Consider the following 19,298-nt stretch of genomic DNA (forward strand, 5'->3'; position numbering starts at 1 on the left):
GAAACGCTTGGCATTTTTCTTGTTCTGAATGGGTAGCAATATCTTGGTGAAAAACGATTGTCTGGCAAAAGCGCCGCCCGGCCTTGGAGACCGGACGGCGATCTTCGGGAGGATTACTTGATGTATCCCGAGCGCGTCATTTCACGGGTTGCCGTGGACTGGGCGCTTGCAAGAGCATCGTCAACGCTGGACTGACCGGCAACAACCGCCGAGAACAGCTGACCGACCGTGGTGCCGAGCGACTGGAACTCAGGGATCGCCACGAACTGACCGCCTGTGTAAGGCACGGGCTTGACCGTTGGCTTGGTGATATCGGCAGCATTCATGGCAGCAAGCGTCGGTGCTGCAAAGCCTGCGGCCTTTTCATAGTCGGCGTTCTTGTAGAGCGAGGTGCGCGTGCCCGGAGGAACGTTGGCCCAGCCTTCCTTGGAAGCGACGAGCTGCGTGTATTCCTTGCTGGTTGCCCAGGCAATGAACTTCTCGGCGGCTTCAGCCTTCTGCGAGCTCTTTGGGATGGCAAGGTTCCAGGACCAGAGCCAGTTGCCATGGTTCTTCATTTCGCCCTGCGTCGGGAACAGCGCGTAGCCAACCTTGTCAGCAACCTTGCTGTCCTTCGGGTTCGATACGAAGGATGCCGCAACCGTGGCATCAATCCACATGCCGCATTTGCCCTGCTGGAACAGCGTCAGGTTTTCGTTGAAGCCGTTGGAGGATGCGCCGGATGGACCGGCATCCTTCATCAGGTCAACGTAGAACTGAAGCGCGTTTTTCCATTCAGGCTGATCGAATTGTGGCTTCCAGTTCTCATCGAACCAGCGACCGCCAAAGGAGTTGGTCAGCGCCGTGATGAAGGCCATGTTCTCGCCCCAACCGGCCTTGCCACGAAGGCACATGCCATTGATGTCGGCATTGCGGTCGGTGATCTTGCGGGCAGCATCGCCGATGAATTCCCAGGTCGGGTTTTCCGGCATCTTCAGACCGGCTTTTTCAAACAGGTCCTTGCGATACATGATCATGGCGGATTCACCGTAGAACGGTGCGGCATAAAGCTTGGAATCAACCGTCAGGCCGCCACGGATGGATGGCAGCATGTCATCGACATCGTAGTTATCGCCGAGCTTTTCGAGTGGCAGAAGCCAGCCCTGCTTGGCCCAGATCGGAACTTCGTAGTTGCCGATGGTCATGATGTCGTACTGGCCGCCGCTGGTGGCGATATCTGTCGTAACGCGTTCACGCAGGACGTTTTCTTCCAGCGTAACCCATTCAACCTGGATATCGGGGTTCTTGGCGGTAAATTCGGATGTCAGCCCCTGCATACGGATCATGTCGCCATTGTTCACGGTCGCGATCGTCAGCGTTTCTGCGGAAGCGAGGCCCGAAAAGGCGAGAGCCGAGCAGGCGCCCAGCAGAATTGTCTTCAAAGTCATGATCTTCCTCCCAGAAGAAGTTAGTGAGCATTCGCTTTGCTCTAGGGCAATTACTCACTTACGGCTGGGAAAAGTCAAGCGTTAACCTGCGCTGCGATGCACAAGGAATAGCTAACATACTGAAAAAATGATGATATTTCTGCTCAATCTCTGAGCAAATACTCAGCCGAGGCCTCGTCCGTAATCACGCCATTGAGCAGCCCGCCACGCAATGCGGCAAGAATGGCGGGTGATTTCCGCTCTCCCTGCGCAATGCCAATGACCGTGCTGGTCTCGCGCGGTGGCAGGGGAACGGAGGCAACGCGGTCGTTGATGGGATTGTCGAGAATCCGGCCATCCCGATCAAACGACCAGCCGCAGATTTCGCCCGCTGCACCCTTGGCAATAAGGTCCTGCATCTCCTGAACCTCAAGGAAACCGTCAACGCAAAGAGGGGCATCCTCTCCCAATTGACCAACGCCAACGAAGGTGACGTCGGCAGCAGCGCCAAGCGCCAGCGTGGAGCGCACCAGAGCCTGCTCATGCAGCAGTTCCCGCTCGTCGGCAGAGGAACACAGGACCGGCAGGGGCATGGGAAAATGCCGCGCCTTGATCGCATCTGCCATGGAGAAGATGACGTTGTAATAGGCCGCAGACCCATCCGGCCCGATATTGCCGGTCAGCGACACGATGCGATGCTGCGGGCATTCCATCGGCGGCAACTGATCCACCGCCGCCTTCAGCGTCCGGCCCGTGCCGATGGCCAGCACGATGGGATCGGGCTTGCGCAGCCAGCGTTCGATTTCCGCCGCCCCCGCTTCGGCAATACCGACGGTGGAAGACACGCCCGCCGGATCGCTCGGCACCACCTCGACATATTTCAGCGAAAAGCGGTCCCGCAGGGCTTCGGCTTTTTCGAGGCAGGCCGCAATGGGATGATCGAGCCGCACCTTGATCAGCCGCTCGGCAACGGCCAGCGACACCAGGCGCTGTGCGGACTGGCGGGAAATGCCCATGGCAGAGGCGATCTCATCCTGCGTGCGACCGGCGACGTAATAGAGCCACCCGGCTCTTGCCGCGTCGTCCAGTCGCCCACCAGTTTCGGATCGTCTGGCCATATGCCCGTCCTCACATTATCGCCCTCAGTGCCTCCACTGTTCTAGAGCGTTTCCCTGATAAATGGAAACGCTCTAGGCCGGATGTCAAACGATGCCAAGGCACGCTCAGGCCCAGAATGGCGCCAGGATAAAATAAACCACGGCTTTGGAAATGCCATAGATGACACCGCTGACAATGGCGACGGAGACCACCGACAGGAGGCCGCCAAGCAGGGCGAAAAGCCCGTCACGCTCCAGAATTGCAAAGGCAAAACAACAGATTGCAACGGCGGGGAGAATGTTGCCAAGCGGAATGGGCAAGGCAAGGATGACCGCGAGCAACAGACAGATCAGCCCTATCACCCGCTCGCTCGCAGGTGAAAGAAGCCCTTCCATTCGCGGTTTGAGCAATTTTTGCACCCACAGCAGAATAGGCACGATCTTTTCCACCACGCGGGCGAAATCCTCTCTGGCAAGCGATCTGTCGGAGATGAAGCGGGGCAGCCAGGGCGTCTTTCCGGCGAAAAGCTGGGCAGAAAGCAGGACCAGCGGCGCACCGGTTATGGCGGATGTGCCCGGCGGGGTGGGCACGATGTTGGGAAGCGCAAAGACCAGCATCAGGGCGCCGAATGCCCTGTCTCCCATGGCGCACAGCAGATCGCCTACGGAAATGCGCTCCCGGCTCTCATCTCCGGCAAGTGCGCGCAGAATCTCGACAAGACCCACAGGCGCGCTGGAAGCCTCCGTTGCGTGCGGATCGGCGTCATCATTATCAACCGGACCGGGCAGAGCGGGATTATCGGAAAGGCGCAGCATAGATTGTGGATCTCCAGAATTGGCCATGCTGTAACAGAAGAATGGCGGCAGCATTACGACAACCGTCGCGTTGCAACCTTGTTCCGCTATCGTCGCCGTCTCGGGTCAAGCAAATCCTGAAGCCCGTCGCCCAAGAGATTGAAACCCAGAACCGCAAGCGCGATGGCTAGGCCGGGAAGGATGGCAAGCCAGGGCGCTGTCGACAGAAATGTCTGCGAATCCCACAACATACGGCCCCATGTTGGCGCTGGCGGCGGCATTCCAAGGCCGAGAAAACTCAAGCCCGCCTCCGTGAGGATGGCAAGTCCGAGCTGGATGCTGATCTGCACGACCACAAGATTGATAAGGTTTGGCAGAATATGCGTTATCGTAATGCCAGCATTGCTTCTGCCCAGACTTTCTGCAGCCAGCACGAAGTCCCGCGCCCATAATTGCAGGGCGGCACCGCAGGTCAGGCGGGCAAAGACCGGCACCATGAAGGTGGCAATCGCGATGATGGCGGTCAGCGGTCCCGACCCGATGAAAGCCCCCAGCATCATGGCCGAAAGGATGGGCGGCAATGCGAAAACCACATCGCAAAGACGCATCAGAAACACTTCGACGATGCCGCGCCTTGCGGCGGCGAAGACCCCGACCAGCGTGCCAAGCGCTGCGCCGATTGCCACCGCCGCAAAGGCCGTGGAAAGCGAATTCCAGGCACCGACCATCAACATCGACAGGATATCGCGGCCAAACTGATCGGTGCCCAGCAGACCATGCACCATGGGCGGCTTGAGCCGGTGCAGGATCTGCATCTTCGCTGGCGCTTCCGGTGTCCAGACGAGTGACAGCACTGCGGTCAGCAGCAACGTGCCGGTGATGACGGCACCCGCCAGAAACCCCATATGACGCTTCGCAAAGGGCATCATGCGGCACCCGAGCGCAAGCGTGGATCGATCAGCAGATAGATCATGTCCACCAGAAAATTCATCACGATCACCAGCGCGCAGAACATAAGCACGACCGCTTGCATGACGATGATATCGCGCTGCGTCAGCGCCTGATAGGCCAGCCGCCCGAGCCCGGGCAGATTGAAGACGTTCTCGACCAGAACCGTTCCGGCAATCAGGAAGGTGAATTGCAGCCCCACCATGGTGACAACGGGAATGAGCGCATTGGGCAGCACATGTTTCCAGATGGTCGCGGTTTCACCGATACCCTTCGCCCTGACGGCACGGACGAAATCCTCGTTGAGGACCTCCAGCACGGCGGAACGGCAGACACGCGTCAGGACGCTGGCCTGCGAAAAGGCAAGCGCCAAGGCCGGCAGCACCAAGGCCTTCAGCGAAACAGCCGCCCCCGCACCCCAGCCCGGAAAGCCACCGGCTGGCATCCAGCCAAGATGTGACGAAAACAGCAGGATCAGAAGCAGCCCGACCCAGAAGCCGGGAACGGAAATACCGGCATGGGTAAACAACCCGCAGGCAAGATCGATCACCCCTCCCCGGTACCGCGCCGCCGTAACACCCAAAGGCAGGGCGATAACGACGGACAGCCCCACCGCCATGAGGGCAAGCGGCAAGGTGACGAAAAGCCTCTCCAGAATGAGCCCCGCCACCGGCACGCCATATGTGTAGGACTGCCCAAGATCGCCACGCGCGAGGGCCGCAAGCCATTGCAGATAGCGCAGGATAAGGGGCTGATCGAGGCCCATCTGTTTTTGCAGTGCCGCGAGCGTATCGGGACTGGCCGAGGTGCCGAGCATGATGGCGGCTGGATCGCCCGGCAGCAGACCCATCACGAAATAGATGAGGAAGGATACGGCCAAAAGGGTGATCATCAACGCAACAATGCGTCTGGAGACGAGGGCTATCAAGTCGAGGCCCCGTCTTCATGGCGGTGGGTGGGGCTCACCCGCCTCTGACATCCAGATGACGCGGACATAAGATCATTCTTCCCAATGCACATCCGTCAGCACGTTGGAGGGGATGGGCTCGTTTTGCCACAGGCCCTTGATCCTCTTGTCCCACACGCCGAGCTTCGGCATGACGAACAGAAATAGCGCCGGGACATCTTCGGCCAGAATTTTCTGGGCATCCTGATAGAGCTGCTCCCGCTGCTCCAGATCGGTGGTCAGCTCGATATTCTTGATAATCTCGTTGAAAGTCGGGTTCTTGTAGTTGAAGTAATAGGGATCGCGCGAGAAAATATCGATATCCATCGGCTCGGCATGTGCAACGATGGTCATTTCATAATTGCCGCCCTTCATCACATCCGACACCCACTTGCCCGGAAACTCGGTGGTTTCGATCTTCATCGTCACACCGATTTCAGCGAACATGGCCTGGAGAATCTGGGCGCTGCGCTGAGCATAGGCCATTTGCGGGGCCTTGATGGTGAAGGTCAGACCGTTGGCATAACCGGCTTCGGCCAGAAGCGCTTTTGCCTTTTCCGCATTGTAGGGCAAAACGCCCGTCATGTCGGTATAGCCGGGGTCGTTGGGCGTATAATGGCTGCCGATGGGCGTTCCGAATCCGGACCACGCCCCCTCTACGACGGTAGCACGATCCACGGCCATCATCAGCGCCTGGCGCACGCGCTTGTCGTTGAAGGGCTTGGTGGCATTGTTCATGCCAGCCACAACCTTCAATTCCGTATTGCCGATGAAGGTGCCAAGCCGCTCGTGGCCGTCGAAGGAGCCCATCAATTCCGGTGCGCCGAATTCAGGAAAGGCATCGACATCACCGGACTGCAAAGCTGCGGCCTGCGCCTGCGCATCGGGGACGAAGCGGAAGGTCGCCTTGTCGAGCGCAACCGTCACATCCTTGTTCCAGTAATCCATGTTGCGTGCCAGCTCGACTTTTTCGCCCTTGGCCCAGTTGACGAATTTGAACGGGCCGGTGCCGACAGGCGTCGTCTTGTTGGTGTCGGCGGACTTTGTGCCGACCATGACCGAGGCAGGCCAGCCCAGCCAATAAAGCAGGCTGCCGGAGGGCTGCTTGAGCTTCAGAACAAGCGTCGTCGCGTCAGGCGTTTCGATGCTGTCGATGGCGGCAAAAAAGCGTTTCTGCGGATTGATGGAAGCCTCACCCCGCGCGCGGTCCAGCGATGCCTTGGCAACGGAGGAGTCGAACACCTCGCCATCGTGGAATTTCACGCCGTCATGCAGCTTGAACGTATAGGTCCTGCCGTCCTCGGAGATTTCCCAGCCTGACGCCAGCTGCGGCTGGATCTTGCCCTCTTCGTCAATGGTGACGAGACCTTCGAAAATATTCTGCCACGTGACCTGTCCAATGAAAACATTGGCGCCGGCTGTCGGATCAAGCCCTGCCGGTTCTGTACCCATGCCGATGGTGATGGAGTTTTTCGGTGCCGCAAGGGCTGCGGTGGCAGGCAGCACGGCGGAAAGAACAGTCGTCACGGCAAGGCCAATGGCCAGACGGCGGGTGAGGTTTAAGGACTGCAGAAAAGTGCTGCGCATCTCTATTGTCTCCGATCGAGTGGCGCAAACATTTTGTGTTCAGCGCGTTGCAAAAATCGCTACACGATATCTGGGGGCAAAATCAACCGCCTATTTTGGCAGATTGCCCATAAAGGTCTCGATGAAGCTGGCAAGCGTGGCTGCGGCGAAGGACAGGTCGCGGTCCGGGGCAACACACAGCTCCATATTCGCGCGAACGCCCCTTGTGGCAGCAAGCGGGATTGCGACCATCTGGCCGGACTTGATTTCGCGCGCAACGGAAAGGGCGGGCAGGACGGTGACGGCGGCGCGGTCCAGCACGAGTTCTTTCAGAAGTTCCAGCGAGCTTGCGGTAAAGACCGGGTCAAGCGGAATGCCTGCCTGCTCGAACAGGGCATCGAATTCCTGTCTGGTCGCAAACGTCTTTTCCGGCAGGGCAAGCGGGAAATCGGCGAGTTCGTTCAGCGAAATCGATGGCTTGGCCGCCAGCGGATGATCCGTGGGAAGGATGACATCATAGACGAGTTCGCGTTTTGCAAGGATTTTGACCTCTGACGTTTTCGGCGCAAACAGGGTGATGGCGATATCCGCCTGCGCCGACACCAGCGCATCGATGGCCTGCCGTGCCGAGGTGATATGCACCTCGAACCGCAGCTTTGGATAGGTCTGGGCAAACTGCGCGAGCGCCGGTGCCAGCAGGCTGGCAACGGTTGCGCCATTGGCATAGATCGTGGCCCGCCCGCGCTCCAGCCCCTTGAGATCATCGATCAGCTGATGGACGTGACCCAGCTCGCGCAGCGTCTTGCCTGCCCGTTCCGCCAGAAGCTCTCCCGCCGCCGTCAGGGTCACGCCGCGGCTCGACCGCTCCACCAGCGGCGTGCCGAAATATTCCTCCAGATTTTCGATCTGACGGCTGATGGCGGTGGGCGCAACATTGAGGTTTTCCGCCGCCGCCCGCATCGAACTGGTGCGGACAAGCTCGTCGAAATACATCAATGCGCGAAGATTCATGGTGGCCGTTCCGTTTTCTATTGAGCCGTCATACCGGGCTAAACCCGGTATCCAGTGCGATCAAGTCCTTGATCGCAGAAGACTCTATTCGCCTTGCGGACGCAAGACGGCTGGACCCCGGATAAGTCCGGTGACGGAAGGGCGGCTACCACAGCCCCTACTATCAATCGCGCACAAAACCCTCACTCGCCACCAGCAACTGCCGTGTGTAATCCGCTGCGAAAGTCCGGCTTTCCAGCGCGCCCACCTCCAGCGTTTCCACCACCTTGCCGCTTTTCATGACGGCCAGGCGGTCGCACATGTGGCTGATGACGCCAAGATCGTGGCTGACCATGAGGAAGGTGAGGTTTCGGTCATGCCGGGCCTGTTCCAAGAGGTTGAGGATTTCCGCCTGAATGGAGGCGTCGAGCGCCGAGGTCGGTTCGTCCAGCAGCAGGATTTTTGGCTCCAGAATGAGTGCACGGGCAATGGCAATGCGCTGGCGCTGGCCGCCAGACAGCTGGTGCGAATAGCGAAAGCGGAAGCCGGTTCCCAGACCCACTTCATCCAGTGCCCGGGTGATGCGGCTTTCCTTGTTGTCCATACCGTGGATGGTCAGAGGCTCCAGAAGCAGCGCATCCACCGTCTGGCGCGGGTGCAGCGAGCCATAGGGGTCCTGGAACACCATCTGCACATCGCGGTAGAAGCTCTTTTCGCGGAACTTGCTCTTGTAGGTCCGCCCCTCGACCATGAGGCTGCCCTCATCGAAATGGTTGAGACCGGCAATGGCCCGCAACAGTGTGGATTTGCCCGAGCCGGACTCCCCGACCAGACCGAAGGATTCGCCTTGGGCCACACCGATGCTGACACCATCGAGCGCGATGTGGCCATCGAAATCCACGACCATGTCTTTGACGGAAAGAACTGTGGTCATGCGCGCCACTCCGGCTTGCGATCAAGAACCGGCAGCGGATGCCTGTTCTCGCCGATCTTCGGCAGGCAATTAAGCAGCCCGCGCGTATAGGGATGCTGGGCATTGTCCAGATTGGAGGCCTGAAGCTCCTCCACCACACGCCCCGCATACATGACGAGGACGCGGTCGCAGAAGGATGAGACAAGCCGCAGATCATGCGAGATGAAGATGAGGCCCATGCCACGATCCCGCACCAGTCTGTCGAGGATATCGAGGACTTCCAGCTGCACGGTCACATCGAGCGCCGATGTCGGCTCGTCGGCAATCAAGAGTTCCGGGCCGCAGACCAGCATCATGGCAATCATCACGCGCTGGCCCATGCCGCCTGAGACTTCATGCGGATAGAGACCGAAGACGCGCTCCGGCTCGCGGATCTGCACGGCCTCCAGCATATCCAGCGCCCGCTGTTTGGCAGCCGAAGTGCTGATGCGCTCATGGGTTTTCAGGGTCTCGACAATCTGGCGACCGATGGTCATGACCGGGTTAAGCGAATATTTCGGGTCCTGCAGGATCATGCCGATGCGCTTGCCGCGAATGCTGCGGCGTTGTTTGGCCGATGCTGTCAGGAGATCGATATCGCCGAAACGCAACGCATCCGCCTCTATCCTTGCGGCCGATGGCGTCAGCCCCATGATGGCGCGTCCGGTCTGGGATTTGCCGGAGCCGGATTCGCCGACGATGCCGAGACGCTCCTTGCCGAGCGTAAAGGAAACGCCGCGCACCGCTTCCACCAGCCCGGTGCGGGTGGGAAAGGAGACGCGCAGGTTTTCGACGGTCAGAAGCGGCGCGCTCATTGGCCAGCCTCCTTCGGGTCGAGAGCATCCCGCAGCCCATCGCCCAGCAAGTTGAAGCCGAGGCTGACGATGAGGATGGCGATGCCGGGCATGGCCGCAACCCACCACTGGTCGAGAATGAAGCGGCGACCGGATGCGATCATCGCGCCCCATTCCGGCAGCGGCGGCTGTGCGCCGAGGCCGAGGAAGCCAAGACCGGCGGCGGTGAGAATGATGCCCGCCATATCCAGCGTGACGCGCACGATGAGCGAGGACATGCAGAGCGGCATGACGTGTTTGAGCACGATGCGCCACGGCGACGCACCCATCAATTGCACCGCGGCGATAAAATCGGAATTGCGGAAGGTCATGGTTTCAGCGCGTGCGATACGGGCATAGGGCGGCCATGAGGTGATGGCGATGGCGAGCACCGCGTTCTCGATGCCGGGCCCGAGAGCCGCAACCAGCGCCAGTGCCAGAACGAGTTTCGGGAAGGCCAGAAAGATATCGGTGATGCGCATCAAGACCGCATCCACCCAGCCACCGGCATAACCGGCAACGGTGCCGACGATGAGGCCGACGGGGGCTGCGATGATGGCAACCAGCAGCACCACGAACAGCGTCAGGCGAGAACCATGGATGAGGCGCGAGAGAATATCGCGACCCTGATCATCCGTGCCGAGCAGATAGCCGTCGCTGCCGGGGGCCAGCAGGCGGGCATTGCGCAGATCACCCTGCACGGCGGAATGCGGGGCAAGCACATCGGCAAAGATGGCGACGAGAACCAGCGCGAGGATAATGCCGAGACCGGCCAGCGCCAGCCGGTTTTCCGAAAAGCGCCGCCAGATGACATAGGCGCGACCAAGCCTTGCCTGACCACGCGATGCCGGACGGTCTGAGAGCAGCCATTCGCGGCTATAGGGTTTCAAAGGTGTCGAAGCTGTCGTCATCGGCTGCGCGTCCTTGGATCGAGCGTCCGGTAGAGCAGATCGGACAGGAGATTGATGCTGATGAACACAGCGCCAATCACGATGGTACCGCCGAGAACAGCATTCATATCCGCATTCTGCAGGGAGTTGGTGATGTAAAGGCCAAGCCCCGGCCAGGAGAAGATGGTTTCCGTCAGCACCGAGCCTTCCAGCAGACCGGCATAGGAGAGCACGATGACGGTGAGCAGCGGCACGGCGGCATTGCGAAGCGCGTGGAACCAGATGATGCGGGTTTCCGACAGACCCTTGGCCCGCGCCGCCACGATATATTCCTGCGCGAGTTCGTTGAGCATGAAGGAGCGCGTCATGCGGCTGATATAGGCCAGCGAAAAATAGCCGAGCAGACCGGCAGGCAGAATGATGTGGCGAAAAAGATCCCACAGCACATCCCACTGCCCCTGCCAGAAGGCATCCAGCAAATAAAAGCCGGTTACGGGCGTGAAGGTGAACTCGTAGACGATATCCATTCGACCGGGATAGGCGACCCAGTTCAGCTTGGCATAAAACACCAGAAGCGCCAGCAGGCCGAGCCAGAAAATCGGCACGGAATAACCGACAAGGCCGATGATGCGCACGATCTGGTCGATGATGCTGCCACGCTTGACGGCGGCGAGAACACCGAGCGGAATGCCGAAGACGGCACCGATCAGCGTGCCGATGGTGGCAAGCTCGATGGTGGCGGGAAAGACGCGGATGATATCGGCCATCACAGGGTTGGTGGTCAGCACCGATGTGCCGAAATCGCCTGACAGAGCCTGCTTGATATAGAAGAAAAATTGCTGCCAGAGCGGCAGGTTGAGGCCGAGTTCCTCGCGCACACGCTCCACCACATGGGCAGGCGCACGATCGCCCACGATCGCCAGAGCGGGATCGATGGGAATGACGCGACCAATGAAGAATGTGACCGCCAGCAACCCTAAAAAGGTGGTGATGACGGTAACGAGAAAGCCGAGAACGGCCGTCAAGCGCCTGTTGGCGCGGCTCTTGCCGCGCCTTGCCCTTGGTACTGTGTCGATGATGGTCACTGGATCAATCCTGCCGGATCATTCCTTGGAGACCGGGAAGACATAGTTGGTATCGAAGCTTGGTCCGAGCTTCAAACCTTTGACCTTATTGGAGAAACCGGCAATTTCCGTTTTCTGCTCAAGCACCACGAAAGGCCCGCTTTCCAGAACCTTCTTCTGCAGATCCTGATACATGGCGGCGCGCTTGTCGTTGTCTTTTTCCAGCAGTGCAGCCTGTGTCTGCTTCGTCAGTTCAGGAACGTCCCAGGCATTGCGCCAGGCCAGCGTCTTGGTCTTGCCCGCATCGGAATTGTCGTAGTTGATGGTGAAGGTTTCAGCATTCGAGTTCGGATCGAAATAGTCCGAACCCCAGTCACCGATATAGATGTCATGCTGGCGTGCGCGGTACTTCGTCAGCGTCTGCTTGCCATCGCCGGGAATGATTTCCAGCTTGATGCCCGCCTGCGCCAAGGTCTGCTGGATGTTTTCGGCAATGCCCGTGACCGGCTGGGTGTTGCGCACATCCATGGAAACGGTAAAGCCGTCTTTCAGGCCAGCCTTTGCCAGCAATTCCTTGGCCTTGGCGACATCCAGCTTGAATGGGTTCTCGTCCAGTGCGCCAAGCTGACCCTTCGGCAGGAAGGTCTGGTGGATTTCACCAATGCCCTTGATGATGGTTGCGCCAATGCCTTCGTAATCGATGAGATATTTGAAGGCTTCAACAACTTCAGGCTTCTTCAGATATTCGTTCTTCTGGTTGAGGCCGAGATAATAGACGGTGCCTTTCGGCGCAGAAATGACGGTGAAGCCTTCCTTCTTGGAAACAGCATCCATATCGCCGGGCTCAAGGTTGCGGGCAACGTCGATATCGCCGTTTTCAAGCGCCAGACGCTGGCCGGAGCTTTCCTTCATGTGGCGATAAATGACGCGCTTGAGCTTTGGCTTTTCGCCGTAATAATTCGGGTTCACTTCCAGAATGACGGCCTCATTGGCCTTCCAGCCAAGGATCTTGTAAGGGCCTGAACCGGCATAACCGGTCTTGAGGAACTCGTTGCCGAAGTCGCTTTCATATTTGTAATCGGCGCTTGGCGTAACGGGCTTGGCCTTTTCCATGACCAGCTTCTTGTCCACCACGGAGGCAACGGTTGCCGTCAGAACGTTGAGAACGAAGCTTGGTGCATAGGGCTTGTCGACCGTCAGCACGAATGTGTTGGCATCCGTTGCCTTGGCCTTTTCGGTGACGTTATCGCCGTTCAGGCCAAATTGCGTCAGGAGAAATGCTGGCGACTTGTCCAGCTTGACCGCGCGCTCCATGGAGAAGGCGACGTCTTCTGCCGTTACCGGGTTGCCGGACGCGAATTTGAGGCCCTGCTTCAGCTTGAAGGTATAGGTCAGGCCATCATCCGATGTCGTCCAGCTCTCGGCCAGATCGCCCACGACCTTGGACGTATCGGTGATATCGATGGAAACGAGCTTGCTATAGGTGTTGCCGGTGACCTCAGCAGTCGTGATCTCGAAGGCTTCGCCCGGATCGAGCGAGATGATGTCATCGATGGCGAAACCTTCGACCAGCGTATCGGCGGGGGTTGCGGCAAAGGCCTGTGGCGCGGCCAGAGTGAGCATCGAGAGAGCCACGCTTGTGGCGAGGATGCGGGCGGCTTTGTTAAGCGATTTGTTCATCGTCTTCCCCTGTTGTCTTTTCTTTGGTTCCCTTGTCTCAGGCGGGCTCGTGCCATGCCTGAGCCAAAACGCGCAGCCAGTTTTCCCGGCAAATTTTAGCAAGTTCTGTATCAGCGTATCCTGCGGATTTCAGAGCCGCAACAAGATTGTTGTTGCCGCCAGCATCGCGAATTTCCGCCGGAACCGTTGCTCCGTCGAAGTCGGAACCGAGCGCCACGCAATCGATGCCCATGCGCTCGACCATGTAATCGATGTGCTGAACCATCAGAGAAAGCGGCGTATTGGCATCATCGCGCGCATCCGGGCGCAGCATTGTCACGGCATAGTTGAGGCCGACAAGGCCGTTGCTGTCCTTGATGGCGTCCAGTTGCCTGTCGGTGAGATTTCGCGCGACAGGTGTCAGGGCGTGTACATTGGAATGGCTGGATACGAGCGGTTGATCCGTGGTCTTTGCCACGTCCCAGAAGCCCTTTTCGGTGATATGGGCGAGATCGATGAGAATGCCGAGCTGGTTGCAGCGTTTGACCAGTTCAAATCCCGCATCCGTCAGACCCGGCGCGGTATCCGGCGACATGGGATAGGCGAAGGGCACGCCATGGCCAAAAATATTGTGGCGGCTCCAGACCGGCCCCAAGGAGCGCAAGCCTGCCGCGTAAAACACATCCAGCGCGTCGAGATCCGCGGCGATCGGTTCGCAACCCTCAATGTGCAGAACGGCAGCAAAGATGCCATCCGCCATCGCTTTGCGAATATCTGCCGTGGAGCGACAGAGTTTCCAGCCGCCCGACCGCTCCAACCGAAGGGCAATCGCTGCCTTTTCCAGCGCGATATCGAGCGACGGCTGGCGCTCCAGCGGCGCGGCAAGCGGGGTGACGTAATGGCCGGATGCATCCGGTTCCTGAAGGATCAGGTCTCCGGAAGGAATATAGATGGCGCAGATACCACCGGCCAACCCGCCTGCCCTGGCGCGCGGCGCATCGATATGGCCTTCCCACGTTCCCTGCATGAATTCCGCAACGGGATCGCTCCCCTTTTTGCTGTTGCGCCACAGGCGAAGGAGAACATCATTGTGACCATCAAAAACCAGTTGCATGCAATATATTCCAAGGGGGCAGGTAGAGAATTGTGGATAGAAAACAGAGGCTTGCGCAAAGACAAGGAGTTTCCGGCGCCAGGATTGCGATATTTGGCCTATCACGAGCCTCTTGCGCCGCGAACGATCCTAGGCCCAACATTTGGCCTTCCGCAAGTCAGAAATTATGCAGGACTAAAAAATAACCACATGTCGCCAATCGGCGATTGTCAGCGGCTCATGCCAGCCAACCGTCACCTGCATGTTTGAGAAGTGGCGTTGCAAAAACGCCTCTTATTCGGTCCGGCCATTTGGCGGAAACGGCGGAGAGGCTTTCACGCCATCTGTCCGATTGCAACATGGCGGCGCCGATCACCACGGGCTCGATACCGGATGCGGAGAGCAGGGAAAGACCGGCGATGATGGAGGCTCCGCTTGAAATCACATCATCCACAAGGGCAACCCGCTTGCCCTGAAGCAGCGGCAACATGCGCGGATCGATATAGAGCCGCTTTGGCTGTTGCGTGGTGATGGACGACATCGGCACGGAGAGGTCGTCCAAGTACCAGAACTTTCGCGACGTCCCCAGCGGCACATACCGGCTGTGACCCAGATGCCGCGCCACCTCGCTGGCAAGCGTAAGCCCAAGCGTGGGAAGGCCGACGACAACGTCGACATTGCAGCTCTCAAGCTTTCGCGCCAACTCCTTCGCCAGCGCTTCCACAACCGCAAAGGATGCCTGATTGATGATGAGCGATGCCAATGCGTGCTGACCATCCGCGAAGGGCCGGATCGGCAGTTGCAGTTGACGGCCATCCTCGAAAACAGCCGGATAGAAAGTGGAATGCGGACCGTCGACATCGAAGCTGTCAGGCGCGTGGATTTCCTGCCAGAATTCGTGCGGTGTCATGACCATTCCTTCCCCGGACAATAAAATTGAGTTCGTCAGGAGGTTCCTATTAATTTTGAGGGGTTTGTGCATTAGAAAAAAGCTGTCTCGCATCGCAAGGATGATTTGCCCATGTCACCGCTCTCCCGGTTTGGAAACGACCTGCCCTTTCTGACCGCTTTGCGGCGCGATCTGCACGCCCATCCGGAACTGGGTTTCGAGGAGGAACGCACGAGCGCGATTGTGGCAAGACATCTGGAGGAAGCGGGCCTGACCGTCCATCGCGGCCTCGGCAAAACCGGCGTCGTCGCAACGCTGCAGGTTGGCAACGGCCAGAGGCGCATTGGTCTTCGCGCCGACATGGACGCCCTTGCCATGCCGGAAAAACCGGACCGGCCCTACAAATCTACCGTTCCCGGCAAGATGCATGCCTGCGGACATGATGGCCACACGACCATGCTGCTGGGTGCTGCCCGCCATCTTGCGACAAGCCGCAACTTTTCCGGCACGGTGCATTTCATGTTCCAGCCTGCCGAAGAGGGGCGCGGCGGCGCGAGAAAGATGGTGGAGGACGGGCTGTTTGACCGTTTCCCCTGCGATGCGGTCTATGGCCTGCACAATATGCCGGGCCTTGATGTGGACGAGATGGCCGTGGTCGAGGGTCCGCAACTGGCCTCTTCCGACAGCTGGCGGGTGACCTTCAAAGGTATCGGTACCCATGGCGCAAAGCCACATCTGGGGCGTGACCCGATCACGGCGGCGGGCAGTTTTCTGGCCGCCTTGCAAAGCATTGTCGGGCGCGTGGTCGACCCGCTGCAACCCGCTGTCGTCAGCGCCTGCTCCGTACAGGCCGGTGATCCACAGGCGCTCAATGTCATTCCCGATCTGGTCGAAATCGGCGGAACGGCCCGTGCCTATTCCGCCCATGTTCGCGACCAGCTGGAAGAAGAGATCGGACGGCTGGCGCATGGCACCGCCGCCATGTTCGGCATCGAAGTCCATTACGATTTCATTCGCCGCATTCCGCCCGTCATCAATGATGCAGACGCAACACGACGCGCATTGACGGCAGCGCGAACCGTGTTTGGCGAGAAGGCCAGAACCGCATTTCCACCCTCGACGGCAGGGGACGACTTCTCATTCTTTGCCGCAGAAGCACCCGGCTGCTACGTGTGGCTGGGCAATGGCCCGGCAATCGACGGGGCGCTGCACCACAACACGTCCTACGATTTCAACGACGATGCGATTGCCGCAGGCGTCGCCTTCTGGACAACGCTGGTGGAACAGGAACTGGCGGGGGAGTAGGACGCGAACTTCCCCTCATATTCCGTCACCCCGCGCTTGCTGCGGGGTCCAGCCGACACGGGTCTGCGCGGCGAGAAAGGTTCTCTCAGACCAGAGACTTGGCCTGACTGGGGCCAGCATCGAAGTAGGAGTTACGGTTGTGCACGCCTAGTCCAACACCTCAAGCACCGGCGTTTCCATCACCCTGCCCGTCAGCACATCTGCGATGCCCATATCGGTCTGATGCGGGCCGATGTTGCAGGCGAGCGTTGCGCCGAAGCAGGCCTTGAACACGAGATAGGGCGGCTGCCATTCCACGATCTGCCCGACCGCCTCGCGAACAGCCTCAAAGCCGGATGCGACATCTTCCAAGGCTGCACCCGATACGAGACCTGACAGTGGCAGCGGCAACAACGCCGTGACCTTGCCGCCCGACGCCGCAGCCATGCCGCCGCCCGCCTTGATGACGGCATTGGCCGCTATAGCCATATCCGCGGCATTGCCGCCGAACACGGTCAGGTTATGGCTGTCATGCGCAACCGTCGTTGCAAAAGCCCCGTTCCATTTGCCCCAGCCCGTCAGGAATCCCGTTCTGGTGACAGGGTCAGCCTTGCCGTGCCGATGGGTTACGGAAATCATGGTTGCGTCCTGCGGCGGCACGACGAAACCGTCTTCCACCGCCGCCTCCGCCTGTGCCCAGCGGGTAAAGCGCGGCTGGTCGATCGTTGCAAGCCGGACCCGTTTTCCCTCTGCCGGGACCTTGAAATCCGAAGGAGTGCGCGGCGTAAGCTTCATGGAGTTCTTGAGAGGTGCCGCATCCATCTGCTCCATCTCGACCAGCAGCTTGCCATCCTTTGCGACCGGTGTGCCGCTGGCCAGTACATGCCGGGCGGAAAATTGCGCCAGATCCTCAAAGACGGCAATGTCTGCGCGCCTGCCCGCAGCAATCAGGCCCAGATCGCCGCGAAGCAGCCGCATCGCCGCATTCAGCGTGGCGGCGCGAAGCGCCCATTCGGGTTTGAGGCCATAGCGCACCAGACGACGCACGACATCATCGAGACCGCCACTTTTCAGGAGATCATCGGGAAAGACATCGTCGGTACAGAGTGTCAGCGTTTGCGGCAGATGGCCGAGCGTGTTCAAGGCTTCCACGAATTCCGGCAGCAGATGATCGTGCGAACCCCGCAACTCGATTGTCAGCCCTGCCCGCAACTTCGCCATGAGATCGGCAGCCGAGGTCAGCTCATGATCCGAGGTGATGCCCGCCGCCATGAAGGCGTTGAGATCGGCACCTTCCAGCCCGCGCGCATGGCCGCAAATCAGCTTGTCGGCAAACAGTCCTTCCTGCAGGATAGCGCTCATGCGTGGATCACGCTCTATGACGCCGCGCATATTCATGACCTCGGCAACACCGGCCACCTCGGGCCAGAACAACATTTCGGCCATGGCAGAGGCATCGAAATCGGCACCGGCCATTTCCAGACCCGGGGCGGACGGTACCGAAGAGGGTGCAAGGATTAGCGCCCGCAAGGGAAGGCCCTTCGACGTGCGCGCAGCCCAGCAGACACCATCAATACCGTGGACGTTGCCAAATTCGTGCGGGTCCCAGACAACCGTCGTCACGCCGCGCGGAACGACCGCTGCGGCGTAGGCTGCCGGGCTGACCATGGAGCTTTCGACATGCATGTGGGTGTCGATCAGGCCGGGCGACACGAAGGCGCCGGAGGCATCGAGCACGAGCCCGGCGTCCTTGCGGCTGCCGGTTTCATGCACGCTGGCAATCAGCGGCCCGACGATGCCGATATCGACCGCACGAAGCTCGCCCGTGACCATGTCGACAAGCGTGCCGCCTGCAATCAGGATATCGAAGGGCTGGTCGCCGCGCGCGGCAGCCACGGTGCGGGCGCGCAACGTATCCTCGTTCATTCCGTCGCGATCAACGATAATGCTCTGTTCTTTCATCGGCTGGCCTCCTGACGCAGGGCGTCGAGAATGATGGATTTTGCGGCTGCGGCATCGACCGTTTCGGCATAGCGCGCGTTGAAACGGGCCGCATGGGCCTGACGTGTTTCGACAACCGTGCGTCCCCGCGTCAGGGTGCCGTGAAGCTCGACCTCGATATGCGCGTCTTTCCAGACGATGCTGTCTGGTGCGACAAGAGCAACGGCGGCGCAGGGATCGTAAAGCGCCATGGCATCCCTGCCCCTGACCGTGGCTATCCGGATAAAGCCTTCCAGCATGTCTGCAAGCAGTTCGGCATTCCTGCCGCCAGCGGCGCGGACAGGCGCGACATCGTCCGGTCGGGCCGTCACCTTGCGGCAAAGATCAAGATCGACCATGCGCAAGGGCAAACCATGGGCGAGGACGATGGCGAGCGCCTCCGGATCGGCGAAAGCATTGAATTCGGCGGATGCGGTATGGTTTCCGGCTGTTACACCGCCACCCATCCAGACAAGCTCGGTTATGCGTGCGGCAAGATCGGGCCGTGCAAGGCACAATGCAGCAATATTGGTAAGCGGCCCAAGCGCCAGAACACGCTGGTCCCCCGTCGCATCTCCCAACCAGTCGCACAGTGCGTCAAAGGCATCGCTTGGATGCAGATCGCCGGCATCGGGCAGAGTGGTGCCGCTGGTGGGAATTCCGGTTTCACCAAGAATAGTCTGTGCTGTCTCCAGCTTGCCCAGAACCGGGTGCTGCCGCCCGATATGGATAGGGAAGCTCCAGCCGAAAGCCGCAGCCGCACCCGCGGCGTTGCGGCAAACCTGGGCGAGCGGCGCATTGCCGAAAACCAGCGACAGGCCATCGATCGGCACGGCAGACGCACTGACCACCAGAATGGCGGCAATGTCGTCAAAGCCCATATCGGTATCGATCCAGATACCCATG

At 59.6% G+C, this 19,298-nt stretch carries 17 protein-coding genes; 1 reads left to right on the plus strand and 16 read right to left on the minus strand.

Annotation, left to right across the window (positions count from 1 at the left end):
* Window positions 1–113: 113 nt before the first annotated feature.
* The 14 genes from QRN85_RS17295 to QRN85_RS17360 form a co-directional block, all read right to left on the minus strand.
* Complete coding sequence (locus tag QRN85_RS17295) at window positions 114–1,427, minus strand: ABC transporter substrate-binding protein (protein ID WP_112962908.1); 1,314 nt, start codon at window positions 1,425–1,427, stop codon at window positions 114–116.
* A 143-nt stretch (window positions 1,428–1,570) separates the two neighbouring features.
* The gene (locus QRN85_RS17300) at window positions 1,571–2,524 is read right to left on the minus strand and encodes a sugar-binding transcriptional regulator (protein WP_062584291.1); all 954 of its coding nucleotides are present in this window, start codon (window positions 2,522–2,524) and stop codon (window positions 1,571–1,573) included.
* Between the two features lie 105 nt (window positions 2,525–2,629).
* A complete protein-coding gene (locus QRN85_RS17305; protein ID WP_082469586.1) occupies window positions 2,630–3,319 on the minus strand; it encodes an exopolysaccharide biosynthesis protein in 690 nt (229 codons plus the stop codon).
* An 86-nt stretch (window positions 3,320–3,405) separates the two neighbouring features.
* Window positions 3,406–4,227 carry an ABC transporter permease gene (locus QRN85_RS17310; protein ID WP_502870792.1) on the minus strand — a complete coding sequence of 274 codons (822 nt, stop codon included), beginning with the start codon at window positions 4,225–4,227 and terminating at the stop codon, window positions 3,406–3,408.
* Window positions 4,224–5,174 (minus strand): ABC transporter permease, encoded by a 951-nt coding sequence (locus QRN85_RS17315; RefSeq protein WP_284759504.1) that lies wholly within the window; start codon window positions 5,172–5,174, stop codon window positions 4,224–4,226. Before QRN85_RS17315 ends, QRN85_RS17310 begins: the two co-directional genes overlap by 4 nt.
* A gap of 72 nt (window positions 5,175–5,246) precedes the next feature.
* On the minus strand, window positions 5,247–6,779 hold the full coding sequence (locus tag QRN85_RS17320) for an ABC transporter substrate-binding protein (RefSeq protein WP_284759506.1): 1,533 nt from the start codon (window positions 6,777–6,779) through the stop codon (window positions 5,247–5,249).
* 90 nt (window positions 6,780–6,869) lie between these two features.
* Entirely contained in the window at window positions 6,870–7,769 is a 900-nt protein-coding gene (locus QRN85_RS17325; protein WP_284759509.1) for a LysR family transcriptional regulator, read from the minus strand.
* A gap of 163 nt (window positions 7,770–7,932) precedes the next feature.
* A complete protein-coding gene (locus QRN85_RS17330; protein WP_113093606.1) occupies window positions 7,933–8,682 on the minus strand; it encodes an ABC transporter ATP-binding protein in 750 nt (249 codons plus the stop codon).
* On the minus strand, window positions 8,679–9,515 hold the full coding sequence (locus QRN85_RS17335; RefSeq protein ID WP_284759512.1) for an ABC transporter ATP-binding protein: 837 nt from the start codon (window positions 9,513–9,515) through the stop codon (window positions 8,679–8,681). The genes QRN85_RS17330 and QRN85_RS17335 overlap by 4 nt, the downstream gene beginning before the upstream one ends.
* Window positions 9,512–10,444 carry an ABC transporter permease gene (locus QRN85_RS17340; RefSeq protein WP_112962915.1) on the minus strand — a complete coding sequence of 311 codons (933 nt, stop codon included), beginning with the start codon at window positions 10,442–10,444 and terminating at the stop codon, window positions 9,512–9,514. The genes QRN85_RS17335 and QRN85_RS17340 overlap by 4 nt, the downstream gene beginning before the upstream one ends.
* Window positions 10,441–11,502: an ABC transporter permease gene (locus tag QRN85_RS17345; protein WP_502870796.1), complete on the minus strand. Its 1,062-nt coding sequence runs from the start codon at window positions 11,500–11,502 to the stop codon at window positions 10,441–10,443. The genes QRN85_RS17340 and QRN85_RS17345 overlap by 4 nt, the downstream gene beginning before the upstream one ends.
* 24 nt (window positions 11,503–11,526) lie before the next feature.
* Window positions 11,527–13,167 (minus strand): ABC transporter substrate-binding protein, encoded by a 1,641-nt coding sequence (locus QRN85_RS17350; protein WP_112962916.1) that lies wholly within the window; start codon window positions 13,165–13,167, stop codon window positions 11,527–11,529.
* A 37-nt stretch (window positions 13,168–13,204) separates the two neighbouring features.
* Entirely contained in the window at window positions 13,205–14,260 is a 1,056-nt protein-coding gene (locus tag QRN85_RS17355; RefSeq protein ID WP_113099192.1) for a dipeptidase, read from the minus strand.
* Window positions 14,261–14,477: 217 nt separating this feature from the next.
* Window positions 14,478–15,149: a phosphoribosyltransferase gene (locus QRN85_RS17360; protein WP_284759516.1), complete on the minus strand. Its 672-nt coding sequence runs from the start codon at window positions 15,147–15,149 to the stop codon at window positions 14,478–14,480.
* A gap of 111 nt (window positions 15,150–15,260) precedes the next feature.
* Here QRN85_RS17360 and QRN85_RS17365 point away from each other — a divergent pair, with 111 nt between their 5' ends.
* Complete coding sequence (locus tag QRN85_RS17365; protein ID WP_284759518.1) at window positions 15,261–16,433, plus strand: M20 aminoacylase family protein; 1,173 nt, start codon at window positions 15,261–15,263, stop codon at window positions 16,431–16,433.
* 147 nt (window positions 16,434–16,580) lie between these two features.
* On the opposite strand, the gene QRN85_RS17370 is transcribed toward QRN85_RS17365, so the two are convergent.
* Window positions 16,581–18,374, minus strand: coding sequence for an adenine deaminase (locus QRN85_RS17370; RefSeq protein ID WP_284759520.1), 1,794 nt, complete (start codon window positions 18,372–18,374; stop codon window positions 16,581–16,583).
* Window positions 18,371–19,297: a nucleoside hydrolase gene (locus QRN85_RS17375; protein WP_284759522.1), complete on the minus strand. Its 927-nt coding sequence runs from the start codon at window positions 19,295–19,297 to the stop codon at window positions 18,371–18,373. The genes QRN85_RS17370 and QRN85_RS17375 overlap by 4 nt, the downstream gene beginning before the upstream one ends.
* Between the last annotated feature and the right edge of the window lies 1 nt (window position 19,298).

The sequence above is a fragment of the Agrobacterium sp. fls2-241-TYG-188a genome, assembly GCF_030209845.1.

Coding starts and splice junctions, on each gene's coding strand:
- QRN85_RS17350 (WP_112962916.1), bottom strand. CDS start 13,167: ATGAACAAATCGCTTAACAAAGCCGCCCGCATCCTCGCCACAAGCGTG.
- QRN85_RS17310 (WP_502870792.1), bottom strand. CDS start 4,227: ATGATGCCCTTTGCGAAGCGTCATATGGGGTTTCTGGCGGGTGCCGTC.
- QRN85_RS17375 (WP_284759522.1), bottom strand. CDS start 19,297: ATGGGTATCTGGATCGATACCGATATGGGCTTTGACGACATTGCCGCC.
- QRN85_RS17320 (WP_284759506.1), bottom strand. CDS start 6,779: ATGCGCAGCACTTTTCTGCAGTCCTTAAACCTCACCCGCCGTCTGGCC.
- QRN85_RS17370 (WP_284759520.1), bottom strand. CDS start 18,374: ATGAAAGAACAGAGCATTATCGTTGATCGCGACGGAATGAACGAGGAT.
- QRN85_RS17355 (WP_113099192.1), bottom strand. CDS start 14,260: ATGCAACTGGTTTTTGATGGTCACAATGATGTTCTCCTTCGCCTGTGG.
- QRN85_RS17360 (WP_284759516.1), bottom strand. CDS start 15,149: ATGACACCGCACGAATTCTGGCAGGAAATCCACGCGCCTGACAGCTTC.
- QRN85_RS17295 (WP_112962908.1), bottom strand. CDS start 1,427: ATGACTTTGAAGACAATTCTGCTGGGCGCCTGCTCGGCTCTCGCCTTT.
- QRN85_RS17340 (WP_112962915.1), bottom strand. CDS start 10,444: ATGACGACAGCTTCGACACCTTTGAAACCCTATAGCCGCGAATGGCTG.
- QRN85_RS17335 (WP_284759512.1), bottom strand. CDS start 9,515: ATGAGCGCGCCGCTTCTGACCGTCGAAAACCTGCGCGTCTCCTTTCCC.
- QRN85_RS17330 (WP_113093606.1), bottom strand. CDS start 8,682: ATGACCACAGTTCTTTCCGTCAAAGACATGGTCGTGGATTTCGATGGC.
- QRN85_RS17365 (WP_284759518.1), top strand. CDS start 15,261: ATGTCACCGCTCTCCCGGTTTGGAAACGACCTGCCCTTTCTGACCGCT.
- QRN85_RS17325 (WP_284759509.1), bottom strand. CDS start 7,769: ATGAATCTTCGCGCATTGATGTATTTCGACGAGCTTGTCCGCACCAGT.
- QRN85_RS17305 (WP_082469586.1), bottom strand. CDS start 3,319: ATGCTGCGCCTTTCCGATAATCCCGCTCTGCCCGGTCCGGTTGATAAT.
- QRN85_RS17300 (WP_062584291.1), bottom strand. CDS start 2,524: ATGGCCAGACGATCCGAAACTGGTGGGCGACTGGACGACGCGGCAAGA.